Raw genomic sequence first — 18,915 nt, forward strand, 5'->3', positions numbered from 1 at the left:
AAGGAGCAAGGCTGTGTCCGGCCACAGTAAGTGGGCAACCACCAAGCACAAGAAGGCCGTGATCGATGCCAAGCGCGGCAAGCTCTTCGCCAAGCTGATCAAGAACATCGAGGTCGCGGCCCGGATGGGCGGCGCCGACCCGGACGGCAACCCCACGCTCTACGACGCCATCCAGAAGGCGAAGAAGCAGTCGGTCCCCAACAAGAACATCGACAGCGCGGTCAAGCGCGGCGCGGGTCTTGAGGCCGGTGGCGCCGACTACGAGACGATCATGTACGAGGGCTACGGACCCAACGGCGTCGCCGTGCTGATCGAGTGCCTGACGGACAACCGCAACCGCGCCGCCTCCGACGTCCGCGTCGCGATGACCCGCAACGGCGGCTCGATGGCCGACCCGGGCTCCGTCGCCTACCTCTTCCACCGCAAGGGCGTCGTGATCGTCCCCAAGGCCGAGCTGACCGAGGACGACGTGCTCGGCGCGGTGCTCGACGCCGGCGTCGAGGAGGTCAACGACCTCGGCGAGTCCTTCGAGGTGCTCAGCGAGGCGACCGACCTCGTCGCCGTCCGCACCGCCCTCCAAGAGGCCGGCATCGACTACGACTCGGCCGACGCCAACTTCGTCCCCACCATGCAGGTGGAGCTGGACGAGGAGGGCGCGAAGAAGATCTTCAAGCTCATCGACGCCCTGGAGGACAGCGACGACGTCCAGAACGTCTTCGCCAACTTCGACGTCCCGGACGAGGTCATGGCCAAGGTCGACGCCTGATCCGCCCGGCGGGAGCAGCGGCGGCGCGACGGGCCGCACCGGAGGGAGCGACACTCCGGTGCGGCCCGTCGCGCTGTCGGTACCGGCCGCTACGCTGCCGGGCAGGTGTCCGAAGATCGACGGGCAGGACCGGAAGGGGAGTGGGCGCGTTGCGCGTGCTCGGGGTGGACCCGGGGCTCACCCGCTGCGGCGTGGGCGTCGTGGACGGGACGGCGGGCCGTCCGCTGCGGATGGTCGCCGTCGGCGTCGTGCGCACACCGGCCGACGCCGAGGTGCCGCAGCGGCTCGTCGGCATCGAGCGCGGCATCGAGGAGTGGCTGGACGAGCACCGGCCCGAGGCCGTCGCGGTGGAGCGGGTCTTCAGCCAGCACAACGTGCGCACGGTCATGGGCACCGCGCAGGCCAGTGCCGTCGCCCTGCTGTGCGCCGCGCGGCGCGGGCTGCCCGTCGCCCTGCACACACCCAGCGAGGTGAAGGCGGCCGTCACCGGCAGCGGACGCGCCGACAAGGCGCAGGTCGCCGCGATGGTGACGCGGCTGCTGCGGCTGGACGCGCCGCCCCGTCCGGCCGACGCGGCGGACGCCCTCGCCCTCGCCATCTGCCACATCTGGCGCGCCCCCGCGCTCACCCGCCTCCAGCAGGCCCGGCGCCTGCACTCCGCGAAAGGCCCCGTCCGATGATCGCGTTCGTCCAGGGTTCCGTGGCCGCGCTGGCCCCCGACAGCGCCGTCGTCGAGGTCGGCGGTGTCGGCATGGCACTCCAGTGCACCCCCGCGACCCTCGCCGGGCTGCGCGTCGGCGAACCGGCCCGGCTGGCGACGTCGCTGGTCGTGCGGGAGGACAGCCTCACGCTCTACGGCTTCGCGGAGGACGACGAACGGCAGGTCTTCGAGCTGCTCCAGACCGCCAGCGGCGTCGGTCCCCGCCTCGCGCAGGCCATGCTCGCGGTCCACCGGCCCGACACCCTGCGGCGCGCCGTGGCCGCCGGGGACGAGAAGGCCCTGACCGCCGTGCCCGGCATCGGGAAGAAGGGCGCGCAGAAACTGCTGCTGGAGCTGAAGGACCGGCTCGGCGCACCGGTGGGCGGCCCGGCCGGGCCGCCGGCGGGCCCGGCGGCCGGCGCTCCGAGCCCGTGGAGCGACCAGCTGCACAGTGCGCTGCTCGGCCTCGGCTACGCCGCGCGGGAGGCGGACGAGGCCGTGGCCGCCGTCGCCCCGCTCGCCGAGGAACAGGCGGCCGACGGCGCGCAGCCGCAGGTCGCACGGCTGCTGCGGGCCGCACTCCAGACCCTCAACCGCACCCGCTGACGCGCCCGGCGCCGAGGCCACAGGAGAGAGCTACGAGCATGACCTGGGACGACCACCGCGCAGAGCCGCCCGCCGACCCGGCCGGTGACGCCCATCCGCACGCGTCCGACCGCCTGGTGGGGGCGGGCGCCGACTCCGAGGACAGCGCCGTCGAAGCGGCGCTGCGGCCCAGGTCGCTCGCCGAGTTCGTCGGCCAGCCCACCGTGCGCGAGCAGCTCGACCTGGTGCTCACGGCCGCCCGGCAGCGTGGTGCCACGGCCGACCACGTCCTGCTCTCCGGCGCCCCCGGCCTGGGCAAGACGACCCTTTCCATGATCATCGCGGCTGAGATGGGCGCCCCCATCCGCATCACCTCCGGGCCCGCCATCCAGCACGCGGGCGACCTCGCCGCGATCCTCTCCTCCCTCCAGGAGGGCGAGGTCCTCTTCCTCGACGAGATCCACCGGATGTCCCGGCCCGCCGAGGAGATGCTCTACATGGCGATGGAGGACTTCCGGGTCGACGTCGTCGTCGGCAAGGGGCCGGGCGCCACCGCCATCCCGCTCGAACTCCCGCCGTTCACCCTGGTCGGGGCCACGACGCGGGCCGGGCTGCTCCCGCCCCCGTTGCGGGACCGCTTCGGCTTCACCGCGCACATGGAGTTCTACGAGCCGGCCGAGTTGGAGCGCGTGGTCCACCGCTCCGCCCGGCTGCTGGAGGTGGAGACGGACGCCCCGGGCGCGGCCGAGATCGCCTCGCGTTCCCGGGGCACCCCCCGCATCGCGAACCGCCTGCTGCGCCGGGTGCGCGACTACGCGCAGGTCAAGGCCGACGGCTTCGTCACCCGGGAGATCGCCCGGCAGGCCCTCGCGGTGTACGAGGTCGACGATCGCGGGCTGGACCGGCTGGACCGCTCGGTCCTCCAGGCCCTGCTCAAGCTGTTCGGCGGCGGCCCGGTCGGCGTCTCCACCCTGGCCGTGGCGGTGGGGGAGGAGCGGGAGACCGTCGAAGAGGTGGCCGAGCCGTTCCTGGTCCGCGAGGGTCTGTTGGCCCGCACACCCCGGGGCCGCGTGGCCACCCCGGCGGCCTGGGAGCACCTGGGACTGACGCCTCCGCGGTCCGTGCCGCCGTCCGCGACGCCGTCCGGGCAGCGCGGATTGTTCGAAGGATGAGACCTTCGGATTTCGTCAGGACCGGAACCCGGGTGCCATGCTGGACGTTGTTCCACCGGTGGGGCCTCGCCTAGACTCCGCCGATGCCGCCCCTTCGGCCGGCGCACCCATCCATACCCCCCCAGGTCGTTCGCGGCCTTGCAAAGGACACTCTTCCGCCGTGGATATCGCATTTCTCCTCCCCCTGGTCATCCTGATCGGCTTCATGTTCGTGATGACGCGCTCGGCCAAGAAGAAGCAGCAGCAGGCCATGCAGATGCGTGACCAGATGCAGCCGGGCACGGGCGTCCGCACGATCGGCGGCATGTACGGCCGCGTCAAGGAGGTCGGCGACGACACGGTGCTCCTTGAGGTCGCTCCCGGTGTGCACACTCTGTACGCGAAGAACGCCGTCGGGGCCGTCCTTGAGGACGAGGAGTACGACCGCATCGTGAACGGCACCCCCGAGGCGGACGAGGACGCACCCGTGGTGCCGGACGACGCCTCCTCCCTGACCGCTCACGAGGCTTCCGCCGAGACCACCACCGATGAAAAGATCGGCCTCGGCAAGGAGAGCGGCCCCGACCACGCCGCTGACGAGGCCGGGGAGCCCAAGGACGAGACCAAGCGCGACGGCGACGACGGCCAGAAGTAGCCACACCCGCCGCCGGACCTGGCCGGTCCGGCGGCGTCGCACGTTCCGCACACCACTTCGCGTGCCGCGCGGTGACCCCGCGCGCGGGCGGCTGGACAGGGAGAATCGACAAGGTGGCAACACCGCAGAAGCGCCGGAGGTCCCCACGGGCGCAGGGGAAACCATGGCGCGCGCTGACGCTCATCCTGGTACTCACGGCGCTGCTCACGGGCGGGATGTTCCTCTCCGGGGCGACCACGCCCCGGCTGGGCATCGACCTCGCGGGCGGCACGAGCATCACGCTCACGGCCGTGGACCAGCCGGGGAAGAAGAGCGCGGTCAACGAGGCCAACATGAACACGGCGGTGTCGATCATCGACCGCCGTGTCAACGGTCTCGGCGTCTCGGAGGCCGAGGTCAAGACCCAGGGCGACCGCAACATCATCGTCAACATCCCGCGGGGCACCGACGAGAAGCAGGCGCGTGAACAGGTCGGCACCACCGCCGAGCTGGGCTTCCGCGCCGTGCTCAACGCCGTCCCCGCCGGCGCCCCCGCACCGGAGCCGAGCACCTCCCCCTCTCCCGGCGCCGATGCGGAGGAAGCCGAGGAAGCCGAGGAAGAGGCCGGGACGGAGGACGAGCAGCAGCCGGACGGCGAGGAGTCGCCGCAGGAGCAGGCCACGGAGCCCGGGAACGACGAGGCGTCGGGCGAGCCGGAGCCGCAGGGCGGCCGGAACGGCCCGGTCACCGACGAGTCCCCCTCGCCCGACGCGAGCGCCCCCGCCGAGGAGGAGCAGCCGGAGGAGAGCCCGGAGCCGCCAGCCGAGGACGCCGACGCGGCCCAGCTGGCCCAGCGCCTTCAGGAGCTCGACTGCTCGACCCCGGAGGCCCGCGCCGAGGCCGGCCAGGCCGTGGCGGCCGCCGAGTCCGACGAGCCGGTCGTCGCCTGTGACCGGGAGGGTGCCTCCAAGTACGCGCTCGGCCCCGTCGAGGTGCCCGGCACGCAGGTCGAGGGCGCGGACGCCCTCTTCGACCAGCAGCGCGGCATCTGGCTCGTCACCATGGACTTCACCGACGGCGGCGGCAAGAAGTTCGCCGACGTCACCGAGCGCATCTCCGCTCTGCCCCAGCCGCAGAACCAGTTCGCGATCACCCTCGACGGCGAGGTCGTCTCCGCGCCGTCGGTCTCCTCGCGCATCGGCGGCGGCCAGGCCGAGATCACCGGCAGTTTCAACCAGGAGTCCGCCTCCGACCTGGCCAACGTCCTGAAGTTCGGCGCGCTGCCGATCACCTTCGAGGAGGCGAACGTCCTGACGATCTCGCCGTCGCTCGGCGGGGAGCAGCTCAAGGCCGGTCTGATCGCGGGAGCCATCGGCCTCGCCCTGGTCGCGATCTACCTGATCTTCTACTACCGGGCGCTGGCCATGGTCGCCATCGGCAGCCTGCTCCTCATGGGCGGGCTGACGTACGTGGTGATGTCGCTGCTCGGGCCGGCGATCGGCTTCGCGCTGAGCCTGCCGGCCGTCTGCGGTGCCATCGTCGCCATCGGCATCACGGCGGACTCGTTCATCGTCTACTTCGAACGCATCCGCGACGAGGTGCGCGAGGGCCGGTCCGTGCGACCGGCGATCGAACGGGCCTGGCCCCGCGCCCGGCACACGATCCTCATCTCCGACGTCGTCTCCTTCCTGGCCGCCGTCGTGCTGTTCTTCGCGGCCGTCGGCTCCGTGCAGGGCTTCGCCTTCGTGCTCGGCCTGACCACGCTGCTCGACGTCGTCGTGGTCTTCCTGCTGACCAAGCCGCTGACGAGCCTGCTGGCCGCCCGGCCCTTCTTCGGCAGCGGCCACCCCTGGTCCGGGCTGGACCCCAAGCGGCTGGGAGCCCAGCCGCCCATCCGCGGACGCCGCCGGGCGTCGAGCACGGTCGAGCCGAAGGAGGCCTGAGATGTCCCGCATCGGTGCGCTCGGCGCCAAGCTGTACCGCGGCGAGGCCGCCTACGACTTCGTGGGCCGCCGCAAGCTCTGGTACGCGATCTCCCTCCTCCTGATCGCCATCTCGCTGGCGGGCCTGGGCGGCAAGGGCCTGTACATGGGCGTGGAGTTCCAGGGCGGAGCCGTCTTCACCACCCCGCCCACCCAGGCCTCCATCGAGGAGGCCCGGACGATGGCCGAGGAGGCCACCGGGAACGACGCACGGGTGCAGCGGCTCGGCAACGACGCCCTGCGCATCACCGTCACCGGGCTGGACAACGACGCGTCCAACGCCGCTCGCGGGGAGCTGGCCGAGGGGCTCGGCCTGGAGGCCGGCGACCTGGACGCGCAGCTGGTCGGTCCCAGCTGGGGCGACCAGATGACCAGCAAGGCGCTCACCGGCATGGTGATCTTCCTGGTCCTCGTCAGCGTGTACCTGGCCATCACCTTCGAGTGGCGCATGGCGGTCGCCGCCCTCACCGCCCTCCTGCACGACCTCGTGATCACCGTCGGCGTGTACGCGCTGGTGGGATTCGAGGTCACGCCGGGCACGGTGGTCGGCGTCCTGACGATTCTCGGATACTCGCTCTACGACACCGTGGTCGTCTTCGACAAGGTCAACGAGAACACCAGCACGCTGAACAAGCAGAACCGCTGGACGTTCCCGGAGCTGGCCAACCGCGGGCTCAACGCGACGCTCATCCGCTCGGTGAACACCTCCGTCGTGGCGCTGCTGCCCGTCGGCGCCCTGCTGATCATCGGCGCCGGGCTGCTCGGCGGCGGCATGCTCAAGGACATCGCCCTGTCGCTCTTCGTGGGCCTCACCGCCGGTACCTACTCGTCGATCATGCTCGCGACCCCGGTCGTCGTCGACCTCAAGAAGCGCCAGCCCGAGGTGGTCCGCCACGACCGCCGGGTGCTGTCCAAGCGCCGTGACGGCACGGCCGGCGGCGAGGACACCGACGAGGCGGCGGACGCCGGGAGCGACGACGCGCACGCCGGGTCCTCCCAGAACAACGGCAACGCCGGAAGCTCGGAGCAGCACGCCGCCGACGACGCCGGGCCCACCGAGGCGCAGGAGGCCGCCGCCGTCGGCGCTCCCCGGCCGCGGGCCCCCCGGGACGGCCGCGGCAGCAGCGGAACCAGGAAGCGGCGGTGACGGACATGAGCGGGACGACGGTGCCGCAGCGGGCCGACGGACTGTCCGAGCTGCTCCTCAGCCGCATCCGCGACGTACCGGACCACCCCGAGCCCGGGGTGATGTTCAAGGACATCACCCCGCTGCTCGCCGACCCGGTGGCCTTCGCCGCCCTCACCGACGCGCTCGCCGCCCGCTGCGCGGAGCTGGGCGCCACGAAGGTCGTCGGGCTGGAGGCGCGCGGGTTCATCCTCGGCGCGCCGGCGGCCGTCCGCGCGGGTGTGGGCTTCGTGCCCGTCCGCAAGGCGGGCAAGCTGCCGGGGGCGACGCTCGGCCAGGCCTACGACCTGGAGTACGGCAGCGCCGAGATCGAGATCCACGCGGAGGACCTGCGCCCCGACGACCGGGTGCTCGTCGTCGACGACGTCCTGGCCACCGGCGGGACGGCCGAGGCGAGCGTCCACCTGCTGCGGCGCTCCGGTGCCGCGGTGGCGGGCGTCAGCGTCCTGATGGAGCTGGGTTTCCTCGCGGGCCGCACCCGCGTGGAGGCCGCGCTCGACGGCGCTCCGCTCGACGCCCTGGTCACGGTGTAGCGGGCGCGGCGGCGGCCCCGGTCACCGGCGCGGCCCGTCCCCGGCGTGGCTCGATACCATGGCAGTCCGACCGTTCCCTGGCCGGACCGTCCGAGGAGAGCTCTTGCCAGACGAGGCCCAGCGACTCACCGCCGCCCAGCGGCGGGACACGGGTGCCCCGGCGCGGCCGGACACCGCCGCCGCGCAGCGCCCCGAAGCGGAGGCCCGGCCCTCGGGCGGCGCGGACGCCCCGTCCGCGCCGCGGCCGGAGCCGGGCCAGGGCGACCGTCCGAAGTCCGGGTCCGCCGCCCGGACGGGCGCCACGCCGACGCGGGCCATCTCCGGCGTCTCGGGCCGCTACGGCTCCTCCAACCGGGTGAGGGCCCGGCTGGCCCGCCTCGGCGTGCAGCGCTCCACCCCGTACAACCCCGTCCTGGAGCCCCTGCTGCGCATCGTGCGCGGCAACGACCCGAAGGCCGACACCGCCACGCTGCGGCAGATCGAGCGCGCCTACCAGGTCGCCGAGCGGTGGCACCGGGGCCAGAAGCGCAAGAGCGGCGACCCGTACATCACCCACCCCCTCGCGGTGACGACCATCCTCGCCGAGCTCGGCATGGACCCGGCGACGCTCATGGCCGGGCTGCTGCACGACACGGTCGAGGACACCGAGTACGGCCTGGACACCCTGCGCCGCGACTTCGGTGACCAGGTCGCCCTCCTCGTCGACGGCGTCACCAAGCTGGACAAGGTGAAGTTCGGCGAGGCCGCGCAGGCCGAGACCGTCCGCAAGATGGTCGTCGCCATGGCCAAGGACCCGCGCGTCCTGGTCATCAAGCTCGCCGACCGGCTGCACAACATGCGCACCATGCGCTTCCTGCGCCGCGAGAAGCAGGAGCAGAAGGCCCGCGAGACGCTGGAGATCTACGCCCCGCTGGCCCACCGGCTGGGCATGAACACCATCAAGTGGGAGCTGGAGGACCTCGCGTTCGCGATCCTCTACCCCAAGATGTACGACGAGATCGTGCGGCTCGTGGCCGAGCGCGCCCCCAAGCGCGACGAGTACCTCGCCACCGTCATCGACGAGGTGCAGGGCGACCTGCGCGGCGCGCGTATCAAGGCGACCGTCACCGGCCGCCCGAAGCACTACTACAGCGTCTACCAGAAGATGATCGTGCGGGGCCGGGACTTCGCCGAGATCTACGACCTGGTCGGCATCCGCGTCCTCGTCGACACCGTCCGCGACTGCTACGCGGCCCTGGGCACCGTGCACGCGCGGTGGAACCCGGTCCCCGGGCGGTTCAAGGACTACATCGCGATGCCCAAGTTCAACATGTACCAGTCGCTGCACACGACGGTCATCGGGCCCGGCGGTAAGCCGGTGGAACTCCAGATCCGCACCTACGACATGCACCGGCGGGCCGAGTACGGCATCGCCGCGCACTGGAAGTACAAGCAGGAGGCCGTGGCCGGTGCCTCCAAGGTCCGCACGGACGTGCCCGGGCGCGGCAGGGGCGGCAAGGACACCGTCAACGACATGGCCTGGCTGCGGCAGCTGCTGGACTGGCAGAAGGAGACGGAGGACCCGGGCGAGTTCCTGGAGTCCCTGCGCTTCGACCTCTCCCGCAACGAGGTCTTCGTCTTCACGCCCAAGGGCGACGTCATAGCGCTGCCCGCCGGTGCGACGCCGGTGGACTTCGCCTACGCCGTGCACACCGAGGTCGGCCACCGGACGATCGGCGCCCGCGTGGGCGGCCGTCTCGTCCCGCTGGAGTCCACGCTCGACCACGGCGACACCGTGGAGATCTTCACCTCCAAGGCCCCCGGAGCCGGGCCCTCGCGGGACTGGCTCAACTTCGTCAAGTCGCCCCGGGCCCGGAACAAGATCCGTGGCTGGTTCTCCAAGGAGCGCCGCGACGAGGCGATCGAGCACGGCAAGGACGCCATCGTCCGGCAGATGCGCAAGCAGAACCTGCCGATCCAGCGCATCCTCACCGGCGACTCGCTCGTCACCCTGGCCCACGAGATGCGTTACCCCGACATCTCCTCGCTCTACGCGGCCATCGGCGAGGGCCACGTCACCGCGCAGAACGTCGTCCAGAAGCTCGTGCAGGCGCTCGGCGGTGAGGAGGCCGCCAACGAGGACATCGCCGAGACGGCACCCCCGCTGCGCCGCCGCACCAAGCGCCGGGCCACGGCCGACCCCGGCGTCATCGTCAAGGGGACCGAGGACGTCTGGGTCAAGCTCGCCCGCTGCTGCACGCCCGTCCCCGGCGATCCGATCATCGGTTTCGTGACGCGGGGCAGCGGCGTCTCCGTCCACCGCGCCGACTGCGTCAACGTCGACGCCCTGGCGCGGGAGCCGGAGCGGATGCTGGAGGTGGAGTGGGCACCGACGCAGTCCTCGGTCTTCCTCGTCGCCATCCAGGTGGAGGCCCTGGACCGCTCGCGGCTGCTGTCCGACGTCACGCGGGTCCTCTCCGACCAGCACGTCAACATCCTGTCCGCCGCCGTGCAGACCTCCCGCGACCGGGTGGCCACCTCCCGCTTCACCTTCGAGATGGGCGACCCCAAGCACCTCGGCCACGTGCTGAAGGCGGTACGCGGCGTGGAGGGCGTCTACGACGTCTACCGCGTCACCTCCGCCCGCCGGCCGTAGGTACGGCGAAGGCCCCGGCACCCGCCGGGGCCTTCGCCGTACCGCGCCGGGCGGTCAGCCGCCGAACTCCTGGAGGCCCTTGAGGGCCTGGTCCAGCAGGGCCTGGCGGCCCGCGAGCTCCTTCTCCAGCTTCTCCGCCTTCGCGGTGTTGCCGGCCGCCCGCGCCGCCTCCACGTCGGCGCGCAGCGCGTCCACGGCGTCCTGGAGCTGGCCCGTGAGCCCCGCCGCCCGCGCCCGCGCCTCCGGGTTCGTGCGGCGCCACTCGGCCTCCTCGGCCTCCTGGATCGCCTGCTCCACCGCCCGCATCCGGCCCTCGACGCGCGCCCGTGCGTCCCGCGGCACGTGCCCGATCGCGTCCCAGCGCTCGTTGAGGGAACGGAACGCCGACCGCGCGGCCTTCAGGTCCGTCACCGGCAGCAGCTTCTCCGCCTCGGTGGCCAGCTCCTCCTTCTTCGTCAGGTTCTCCCGCTGCTCGGAGTCGCGCTCCGCGAACACCTCGCCACGGGCCTGGAAGAAGACGTCCTGGGCCGCGCGGAAGCGCTGCCACAGGTCCTCCTCGTGCTCCCGCTGCGCGCGGCCCGCCGCCTTCCAGTCCTGCATCAGCTCCCGGTACCGGGCGGCCGTGGCCCCCCAGTCCGTCGAGCCGGACAGCGCCTGCGCCTCGGTGACCAGCTTCTCCTTGCGCTGCCTGGCCTGCTCCCGCTGCGCGTCCAGCGCCGCGAAGTGCGCCTTGCGCCGCTTGGAGAACGCCGACCGGGCGTGGGAGAAGCGGTGCCACAGCTCGTCGTCGGACTTCCGGTCCAGCCGGGGGAGGCCCTTCCAGATGTCGACCAGGGCGCGCAGCCGCTCGCCCGCGGCCCGCCACTGCTCGCTCCCGGCCAGTTCCTCGGCCTCGGCGACGAGCTTCTCCTTGGCCTCCCGGGCCTCCTCGGCCTGTCGGGCCTTCTGGGCCCTGCGCTCCTCCTTGCGGGCCTCCACCCGGGTGGTCAGGGCGTCCAGCCGGGTGCGGAGGGCGTCGAGGTCACCGACCGCGTGGTGGGCGTCCACCTGCTCGCGCAGGTGCGCGATCGCGGTCAGGGCGTCCTTCGAGGACAGGTCGGTGGTCTTCACCCGGCGCTCCAGGAGGCCGATCTCGACGACCAGGCCCTCGTACTTGCGCTCGAAGTACGCGAGGGCCTCCTCGGGGGAGCCGGCCTGCCACGATCCGACGACCTGCTCGCCCTCGGCCGTCCGCACGTAAACGGTCCCCGTCTCATCGACGCGGCCCCACGGGTCGCTGCTCACAGCGCCTCCTCCACATGACACCGGCGGGGCACCGTGCGCCCCCGGCATCGTCCACGGTTGTCGTCCGGCATCCGATGTTCACCGTGCTGGTCACCTGGCCGGAGCAGGTGCCCTGCACAACGCCAACATAGGCGACCGGCGGCCGGGCTGTCCCGGTCCCGCACGGGTGATCTGGCCGGGCCCTCAGCTTTCCCGGACCGTGGCCTCGTCGATCACCACGGTGGCGTTCGGAACGGTGGCCTGGATCTGCGGGTCCACGGTCGAACCGGCGTCCGCGATCTTCTCCAGGACGTCCATGCCGTCGGTGATCTCCCCGAACGGTGTGTAGTTCGGTGGGAGCTCGCTGTCCTGGTAGACGAGGAAGAACTGACTCCCGCCGCTGTCCCGGCCCTCGTCCGTCTGGGCGTTGTAGGTGTTGGCCATGGCGACCGTGCCCGCCGGGTAGACCCCGCCCTCGACCTTCGGGTCCTCGAGGTTCTCGTCCGGGATGGTGTAGCCGGGGCCGCCCTGGCCGGTGCCCGCCGGGTCCCCGCACTGGAGGACGAAGATGCCCTGGTCGACCAGGCGGTGGCAGCGCGTGTGGTCGAAGTAGCCTTCCCCGGCGAGGAAGTCGAAGGAGTTCACCGTGCGCGGGGCCCGCTCGGCGTCCAGCGCGATCTCGATGTCGCCGCAGGTGGTCGCCAGCCGCATGGTGTAGGAGGCGTCGGTGTCGACCGACATCTCAGGCTCCTTCTCCCACTGCTTGCCGTTCGGCTCGCCCTCGGCGGGCTCCTCGCACGGGTCCGGCGGCGGCGTCTGCGCCACGTCCTCGGGCTGCTTCTCAGGTTCCCCCTCGAAGACGCCGGCGGCGACGGCCACCGCGCTGCCGCCGAGCGCGAGCACCAGGACGCCGGCGACGACCCCGTTCCGCAGCCGCCGCCTGCGGCGGGCGACGGCCTGCCGCTGCTCCCGGCGCTGCTGCTTCCGCCGTGCGAGCTGTCTGCGGCGCTGCTCCTTGGTGACCACGGTCTTCTCCTTCGGGCCGTGCGGGGGTGATGCGGCCTGTGGGTGCCCTGACCTGCCGCCGCCCGTACCGTATACGGGTTCGCGGCGGCACCGGCGGCGCCGGTAGGCTCGGGGCGGACACTTCCCGACCGCCGGACGACTGAAGGACGATCGTGCTCATTGCCGGGTTCCCCGCCGGGGCCTGGGGGACCAATTGTTATCTGGTCGCCCCCGCCGCCGGTGAGGAGTGCGTGATCATCGACCCTGGCCACCAGGCCACCGCGGGCGTCGAGGAGGCCGTCGCCAAGCACCGGCTCAAGCCGGTCGCCGTCGTCCTCACCCACGGGCACATCGACCACGTGGCCTCCGTGGTGCCGGTCTGCGGGGCGCACGACGTCCCCGCCTGGATCCACCCGGACGACCGCTACATGATGAGCGACCCGGAGAAGGCGCTGGGCCGCGCCATCGGGCAGCAGCTCATGGGCGAGCTGACCGTGGGGGAGCCGGACGACGTGCACGAGCTGACCGACGGCGCCCGGCTGAGCCTTGCGGGCCTGGAGCTGACCGTCGCGCACGCGCCCGGCCATACCCGGGGGTCGGTGACCTTCGGCATGCCCGAGCAGGCGGACATCCCGCCGGTCCTCTTCTCGGGCGACCTGCTGTTCGCCGGCTCCATCGGACGCACCGACCTGCCCGGTGGTGACTCCGCCGAGATCCTGCGGTCGCTGGCACGTGTCTGCCTGCCGCTGGACGACTCGACGGTGGTCCTGTCCGGGCACGGCCCCCAGACCACCATCGGCCGCGAGCGCGCGACGAACCCCTTCCTCCGGGAGGTCGCCGCCGGCCACGGAGCCGACGACATCACGGCTCCACGACGAGGAATGTGAACCAGACTTCCGTGAGCACCTTTTCCGCCCCCAAGGGCACGTACGACCTGATCCCGCCGGACTCGGCCGACTTCCTCGCCGTCCGCGAGGCCCTCTCCGCCCCGCTGCGGCGCGCCGGGTACGGCTACGTCGAGACGCCGGGCTTCGAGCAGGTGGAACTGTTCGCGCGCGGTGTCGGAGCGTCCACCGACATCGTCACCAAGGAGATGTACACGCTCACCACCAAGGGCGGCGACGAGCTGGCCCTGCGGCCCGAGGGCACGGCCTCCGTCCTGCGCGCCGCCCTCCAGGCCAACCTGCACCGGGGCGCCCTGCCGGTGAAGCTGTGGTACTCGGGCTCCTACTACCGCTACGAACGGCCGCAGGCGGGCCGCTACCGGCACTTCTCGCAGGTCGGCGCGGAGGCCCTGGGCGCCGAGGACCCGGCGCTGGACGCCGAGCTGATCATCCTGGCCGTCGACGCCTACCGGTCGCTGGGCCTGCGGAACTTCCGCCTGCTGCTGAACTCTCTCGGGGACGCCGCGTGCCGTCCCGCCTACCGGGCCGCCCTCCAGGACTTCCTGCGCGGCCTCGACCTGGACGAGGCGACCCGCGAGCGCATCGAGATCAACCCGCTGCGGGTGCTCGACGACAAGCGGGAGGCCGTCCAGCGGCAGCTGACCGGCGCGCCGCTCATGCGGGACCACCTGTGCGAGGACTGCGCGGCCTATCACGAGCGGGTGCGCACGCTGCTGACGGCGGCGGGCGTCGCGTTCGAGGACGACCCGAGGCTGGTGCGCGGCCTGGACTACTACACCCGCACCACCTTCGAGTTCGTGCACGACGGCCTCGGTGCCCAGTCGGCCGTCGGTGGGGGAGGCCGCTACGACGGCCTCTCCGAGATGATCGGCGGCCCGGCGCTGCCCTCGGTGGGCTGGGCGCTCGGCGTGGACCGCACGGTCCTGGCCCTGCGCGCCGAGGGCGTGACGCTGCCCACGCCCTCGCTGACGGACGTCTACGCCGTGCCGGTGGGCGAGGAGGCACGCGGCGTCCTGTTCGGGGTGCTCACCGAGCTGCGCCGGGCGGGCGTCGCGGCCGACTTCGCCTACGGTGGCAAGGGGCTGAAGAACGCGATGAAGTCGGCGGGCCGCTCCGGGGCGCGGTACGCCCTGGTCCTCGGGGAGCGGGACCTGGCCGAGGGCGTCGTCCAGCTCAAGGATCTCGACAGCGGTGAGCAGACCCCGGTGGCGCTCTCTTCCGCCGTGGCCGAAATCCGGGCGAAACTGAGCTGACACCTGGCTCGTTGGGCCACAATGAGCAGCAGACCTCAGACGATGGGACGACGAGCGCCATGATGACCCAGACGGCACCCCGCGCCCAGGACGGCACCGAGGACGACCGGCCCGGCCCGGCCACGATCGCGGCGGGCCGGGTCTACGCCTGGCTGCTCGTCGTGACGGGCCTGGCGGGCCTCCTGGCCGCCTGGGTCATCACGCTGGACAAGCAGAAGATCCTGGAGGCCAAGGCCGTCGGGGAGACGTTCACCCCCGGCTGCAGCCTCAACCCGATCGTCTCCTGCGGCAACATCATGGAGAGCGACCAGGCCGAGGCGTTCGGTTTCCCGAACCCGATGCTCGGCCTGGTGATGTTCGGCGCGGTCGTCACGATCGGCGCGGCGGCGCTCGCCGGGGGGCACTTCCGGCCGTGGTTCTGGCGGAGCCTGCTCGGCGGCACGTTCTTCGGCGTGGCGTTCTGCACCTGGCTGATGTACCAGTCCCTGTACAACATCAACTCCCTGTGCCTGTGGTGCTGCCTGGCCTGGGTCGCCACGCTCACGATGTTCTGGGCCACGCTCGTGCACACCGTGCGCCACCGGCTCGTCCCCGCCCCGGAGGGTCTGCGGAACGTCCTGCTGGAGTTCCCCTGGGTCTTCCCGGCCGCGCACACCGGGATCATCGGCATGCTGATCCTCACCAAGTGGTGGGACTTCTGGCTCGGCTGAGCCCGCTCGCCGCCCGGGGCGGCGCTGTCAGTGGGGTGACTTAGGGTTTCCAGGGTGGAGCCCGACCTGTTCACCGCCGCCGCCGAGGAACGCCAGTCCAAGGACCCCGCCGCGAGCCCGCTCGCGGTGCGGATGCGTCCGCGCACGCTGGACGAGGTGGTGGGCCAGCGGCACCTGCTGCGGCGCGGCTCCCCGCTGCGCCGGCTGGTGGGGGAGGGCGACGGCGGCCCGGCCGGAGCCTCGTCGGTCCTGCTCTGGGGGCCTCCGGGGACGGGGAAGACGACGCTCGCGTACGTCGTCAGCAAGGCCACCGACAAGCGATTCGTCGAGCTGTCCGCCATCACGGCGGGGGTCAAGGAGGTCCGGGCCGTCATCGACGGCGCCCGCCGCTCCTCGGGCGCGTACGGCAAGGACACCGTGCTGTTCCTGGACGAGATCCACCGCTTCTCCAAGGCCCAGCAGGACTCCCTGCTGCCCGCCGTGGAGAACCGCTGGGTGACGCTCGTCGCCGCCACCACGGAGAACCCGTACTTCTCGGTGATCTCGCCGCTGCTGTCCCGCTCGCTGCTGCTGACGCTGGAGCCGCTCACCGACGACGACCTGCGGGGGCTGATCCGCCGGGCGCTGGCCGACGAGCGCGGGCTCGCCGCCGCGCTCACCCTGCCCGAGGAGGCCGAGGCGCACCTGCTGCGCATCGCCCAGGGGGACGCCCGGCGCGCGCTGACCGCCCTGGAGGCGGCGGCGGGCGCGGCGCTGGCCAAGGCCGAGTCGGAGATCACCCTGGCCACGCTGGAGGAGACGGTCGACCGGGCCGCCGTGACGTACGACCGCGACGGGGACCAGCACTACGACGTGGCCAGCGCCCTCATCAAGTCGATCCGTGGTTCGGACGTGGACGCCGCGCTGCACTACCTGGCCCGCATGGTCGAGGCGGGCGAGGACCCCCGGTTCATCGCGCGGCGGCTGATGATCTCCGCCAGCGAGGACATCGGCCTGGCCGACCCGAGTGCCCTCCAGACGGCCGTCGCCGCCGCCCAGGCGGTGGCGATGATCGGATTCCCCGAGGCGCGCATCACCCTCGCCCAGGCGACGATCGCCCTGGCCCTCGCGCCCAAGTCCAACGCCGCCTACAAGGCGATCGACGCCGCGCTGGCCGACGTCCGGGCCGGGAAGGCCGGGCCCGTGCCGACGTACCTGCGGGACGGCCACTACGGCGGTGCGAAGAGGCTCGGCCACGGCGCCGGCTACCAGTACCCGCACGACCTGCCCGGCGGCGTCGCCGCGCAGCAGTACGCGCCGGACGCCGTGCACGGCGCGCGCTACTACGAGCCCACGCGGTACGGCGCCGAGGCCCGCTACGCGGACGTCGCCGCCCGCGTCCGCGCCCGGCTGCGGGGCGAGGAGGGGTCCGGGGAGGGCTGAGCGGCGACCGGCGGGCGCGGGCGGGCCCGGTCGCCTACGCGCTCTCGGCCGCGTCGAAGAGGCCGTGCATCGCGCGCCGCAGCCCGGCGACGTCGGCCACGGGCCGGGGGAACGGGAAGTGGACGTCGAACGGCTCGCCCGCCGCGCCGGCCGGGGCGTGGTAGCGCACCCGCAGCCCGAAGCGGTCCAGCGCGAGCGGCACCGCGTGCAGGGACGCGGCGGCGCAGCCGGGGTCGCGCTCGCCGAGCAGGGCGCACAGCCCGCCCACGCGGTCGCTGTGGGCGGCGGCGAGGTGCTGGAGGAGGTCGGCCTCGTGGCGGGCCAGGGGGTCGGGGCGGGCGGCGGCGAACTCCTCGGGTTCGACGTGCCCCTCGCCCCACAGGTCCTCCACGACGGCCTCGCCGAACTCCAGGCGCAGCGTCATGCGCTGCGGCGCGCCGCCGGGCGGCTCGGGCGGCAGCCGGTCGGCCAGCAGCCCTTCGGCGAGGGCCAGGTCGTCGCCGCGCACCGCCGTCAGCCAGCCGCCGATCTGCGCGTGTCCGCGCACGCGCCGCGGCACGGAGACGGGGGCGACGTCCGTGATGTCCATCACGGCGACGACGTCGTCGTCCTGCGCGTGGGCGGCGGCCCGGGCGGCCGAGGACTCGGCGCTGACCAGGACGAAAACGTCCCCGTCGGGGGAGACGGCGCGGGCCAGCGGCAGGGTCGAGCCCAGCCCGCCGGGCTCGGCGCCCGGAATGGCCAGGACGGCGGATACGCTGGAGTCCACGAGGGTACGTACGCGCTCGGCCGCACAGGGTCGGCCGGCGCTTTCTTCCGCGGGACGCGGCTGACCCGCCGCGGCGTCGTCATCGGTGCCGGGCAGGGGGATCCCAGGTCGAAACACAGCGTTCTCCTCCGCTAAGGTAAGCCTCACCTAACTTACACGGAGGTTCGTTCAACGTGAACCAGTCGCGTCCCAAGGTCAAGAAGTCGCGTGCGCTCGGTATCGCGCTGACCCCGAAGGCCGTCAAGTACTTCGAGCAGCGCCCCTACCCGCCGGGGGAGCACGGCCGCGGCCGCAAGCAGAACAGTGACTACAAGGTCCGTCTGCTGGAGAAGCAGCGGCTGCGGGCCCAGTACGACATCAGCGAACGCCAGATGGTCCGTGCCTACGACCGCGCTCGGAAGGTCGACGGCAAGACGGGCGAGGCGCTCATCGTCGAGCTGGAGCGCCGCCTGGACGCGCTCGTCCTGCGGGCGGGTCTCGCCCGCACCATCTACCAGGCCCGCCAGATGGTCGTGCACGGCCACATCGCGGTCAACGGCCGCAAGGTCGACAAGCCGTCGTTCCGGGTCCGCCCGGACGACGTGGTCATGGTCCGCGAGCGCAGCCGCGAGAAGTACCCGTTCCAGGTGGCCCGCGAGGGCGGTTACGCGACGGACGGCGAGACCCCGCGCTACCTGGAGGTCAACCTCCAGGCCCTGGCGTTCCGCCTGGACCGCGACCCGAACCGCAAGGAGATCCCGGTCATCTGCGACGAGCAGCTCGTCGTCGAGTACTACGCCCGCTGACGGCCCCCGGCCCCGGGTGACCGGTCACAGCCCCGCCCGCCGCGGACGTCGCGGCGGGCGGGGCTGTGCCGTCCCCGCCGGGCGTGCCCCGTCGGCCCGGGCGGCGCCCCGCAATGCGGTACGGGAGGCCGGGTCCGGCGCGATAAGGTCGGTGCCTTGGACGTGAACCCGAGGGAAGCGGTGCAGCTGTGTCCGGTGGTGAGGTGGCCGGCCTCCTCGTGGCGGTCTTCTGGGCGATCCTGGTGTCGTTCCTCGCCGTGGTGCTGGTGAGGCTCGCACAGACGCTGAAGGCGGCCACCAAGCTCGTGACGGGCGTGACGGAGCAGGCCGTGCCCCTGCTGGGCGAGGCCTCGGCGACCGTCCGCTCCGCGCAGTCGCAGCTCGACCGGGTGGACGCCATCGCCACCGACGTCCAGGAGGTCACGGCCAACGCCTCCGCGCTGTCCTCGACCGTCTCGACGACCTTCGGCGGCCCGCTGGTGAAGGTCGCCGCCTTCGGCTACGGCGTCCGCCGAGCGCTCGGCCGCACCGGCGGGACGCCCGGGAAGGCGCCCCGGACGGTCGTCGGCCGACGCGTGCCCGGAGCCCGGCGCGGCCCCCGCCCGCGCCGGGGTGGAAAGGACTGAGTCAC

General features: G+C 72.7%; 18 protein-coding genes. 15 read left to right on the top strand and 3 right to left on the bottom strand.

Features of this window, described 5'->3' with window-relative positions:
• The first annotated feature begins 13 nt into the window (after window positions 1-13).
• The 9 genes from V6D49_RS24600 to V6D49_RS24640 all read left to right on the top strand — a co-directional run bounded on the left by V6D49_RS24600 (window position 14) and on the right by V6D49_RS24640 (window position 10,172).
• Window positions 14-766, top strand: a complete 753-nt coding sequence (locus V6D49_RS24600; RefSeq protein ID WP_191208953.1) for a YebC/PmpR family DNA-binding transcriptional regulator — start codon at window positions 14-16, stop codon at window positions 764-766.
• Between the two features lie 149 nt (window positions 767-915).
• Complete coding sequence (gene ruvC / locus V6D49_RS24605; protein WP_340564285.1) at window positions 916-1,446, top strand: crossover junction endodeoxyribonuclease RuvC; 531 nt, start codon at window positions 916-918, stop codon at window positions 1,444-1,446.
• Entirely contained in the window at window positions 1,443-2,072 is a 630-nt protein-coding gene (ruvA, locus tag V6D49_RS24610; protein ID WP_340563051.1) for a Holliday junction branch migration protein RuvA, read from the top strand. The genes ruvC and ruvA overlap by 4 nt, the downstream gene beginning before the upstream one ends.
• A gap of 38 nt (window positions 2,073-2,110) precedes the next feature.
• Window positions 2,111-3,223 (top strand): Holliday junction branch migration DNA helicase RuvB, encoded by a 1,113-nt coding sequence (gene ruvB, locus V6D49_RS24615; RefSeq protein WP_340563054.1) that lies wholly within the window; start codon window positions 2,111-2,113, stop codon window positions 3,221-3,223.
• Window positions 3,224-3,383: 160 nt separating this feature from the next.
• Window positions 3,384-3,857 (top strand): preprotein translocase subunit YajC, encoded by a 474-nt coding sequence (gene yajC, locus V6D49_RS24620; protein WP_340563057.1) that lies wholly within the window; start codon window positions 3,384-3,386, stop codon window positions 3,855-3,857.
• 113 nt (window positions 3,858-3,970) lie between these two features.
• Window positions 3,971-5,779, top strand: a complete 1,809-nt coding sequence (gene secD, locus V6D49_RS24625; protein ID WP_340563058.1) for a protein translocase subunit SecD — start codon at window positions 3,971-3,973, stop codon at window positions 5,777-5,779.
• A 1-nt stretch (window position 5,780) separates the two neighbouring features.
• Entirely contained in the window at window positions 5,781-6,965 is a 1,185-nt protein-coding gene (secF, locus tag V6D49_RS24630) for a protein translocase subunit SecF (protein ID WP_340563061.1), read from the top strand.
• A 5-nt stretch (window positions 6,966-6,970) separates the two neighbouring features.
• Window positions 6,971-7,537: an adenine phosphoribosyltransferase gene (locus V6D49_RS24635; RefSeq protein ID WP_340564288.1), complete on the top strand. Its 567-nt coding sequence runs from the start codon at window positions 6,971-6,973 to the stop codon at window positions 7,535-7,537.
• A 103-nt stretch (window positions 7,538-7,640) separates the two neighbouring features.
• Complete coding sequence (locus V6D49_RS24640) at window positions 7,641-10,172, top strand: RelA/SpoT family protein (RefSeq protein WP_340563063.1); 2,532 nt, start codon at window positions 7,641-7,643, stop codon at window positions 10,170-10,172.
• A 54-nt stretch (window positions 10,173-10,226) separates the two neighbouring features.
• Here the strand turns inward: V6D49_RS24640 and V6D49_RS24645 are convergent, their stop codons facing one another.
• Window positions 10,227-11,456, bottom strand: coding sequence for a DUF349 domain-containing protein (locus V6D49_RS24645; RefSeq protein WP_340563065.1), 1,230 nt, complete (start codon window positions 11,454-11,456; stop codon window positions 10,227-10,229).
• Between the two features lie 183 nt (window positions 11,457-11,639).
• The gene (locus V6D49_RS24650; RefSeq protein WP_340563067.1) at window positions 11,640-12,461 is read right to left on the bottom strand and encodes a peptidylprolyl isomerase; all 822 of its coding nucleotides are present in this window, start codon (window positions 12,459-12,461) and stop codon (window positions 11,640-11,642) included.
• A gap of 152 nt (window positions 12,462-12,613) precedes the next feature.
• Here V6D49_RS24650 and V6D49_RS24655 point away from each other — a divergent pair, with 152 nt between their 5' ends.
• From V6D49_RS24655 to V6D49_RS24670, 4 genes are read left to right on the top strand one after another with little or no spacing between them, the layout of a single operon-like run.
• A complete protein-coding gene (locus V6D49_RS24655; RefSeq protein WP_340563070.1) occupies window positions 12,614-13,327 on the top strand; it encodes an MBL fold metallo-hydrolase in 714 nt (237 codons plus the stop codon).
• An 11-nt stretch (window positions 13,328-13,338) separates the two neighbouring features.
• On the top strand, window positions 13,339-14,598 hold the full coding sequence (hisS, locus tag V6D49_RS24660; protein ID WP_340563072.1) for a histidine--tRNA ligase: 1,260 nt from the start codon (window positions 13,339-13,341) through the stop codon (window positions 14,596-14,598).
• 59 nt (window positions 14,599-14,657) lie between these two features.
• A complete protein-coding gene (locus V6D49_RS24665) occupies window positions 14,658-15,308 on the top strand; it encodes a vitamin K epoxide reductase family protein (protein ID WP_340563075.1) in 651 nt (216 codons plus the stop codon).
• Window positions 15,309-15,362: 54 nt separating this feature from the next.
• Window positions 15,363-16,730: a replication-associated recombination protein A gene (locus V6D49_RS24670; RefSeq protein WP_340563078.1), complete on the top strand. Its 1,368-nt coding sequence runs from the start codon at window positions 15,363-15,365 to the stop codon at window positions 16,728-16,730.
• A gap of 34 nt (window positions 16,731-16,764) precedes the next feature.
• Here V6D49_RS24670 and V6D49_RS24675 read toward each other — a convergent pair whose 3' ends face one another.
• On the bottom strand, window positions 16,765-17,499 hold the full coding sequence (locus V6D49_RS24675; RefSeq protein ID WP_340563080.1) for a DUF2470 domain-containing protein: 735 nt from the start codon (window positions 17,497-17,499) through the stop codon (window positions 16,765-16,767).
• Window positions 17,500-17,672: 173 nt separating this feature from the next.
• On the opposite strand from V6D49_RS24675, the gene rpsD reads away from it, so the two are divergent.
• Together rpsD and V6D49_RS24685 are read left to right on the top strand one after the other, a co-directional pair.
• Window positions 17,673-18,284: a 30S ribosomal protein S4 gene (gene rpsD, locus V6D49_RS24680; RefSeq protein WP_191208966.1), complete on the top strand. Its 612-nt coding sequence runs from the start codon at window positions 17,673-17,675 to the stop codon at window positions 18,282-18,284.
• Between the two features lie 188 nt (window positions 18,285-18,472).
• A complete protein-coding gene (locus V6D49_RS24685) occupies window positions 18,473-18,910 on the top strand; it encodes a DUF948 domain-containing protein (protein ID WP_340563083.1) in 438 nt (145 codons plus the stop codon).
• The last annotated feature ends 5 nt before the right edge of the window (window positions 18,911-18,915 follow it).

Source organism: Streptomyces sp. GSL17-111, from assembly GCF_037911585.1.
GTDB lineage: Bacteria > Actinomycetota > Actinomycetes > Streptomycetales > Streptomycetaceae > Streptomyces.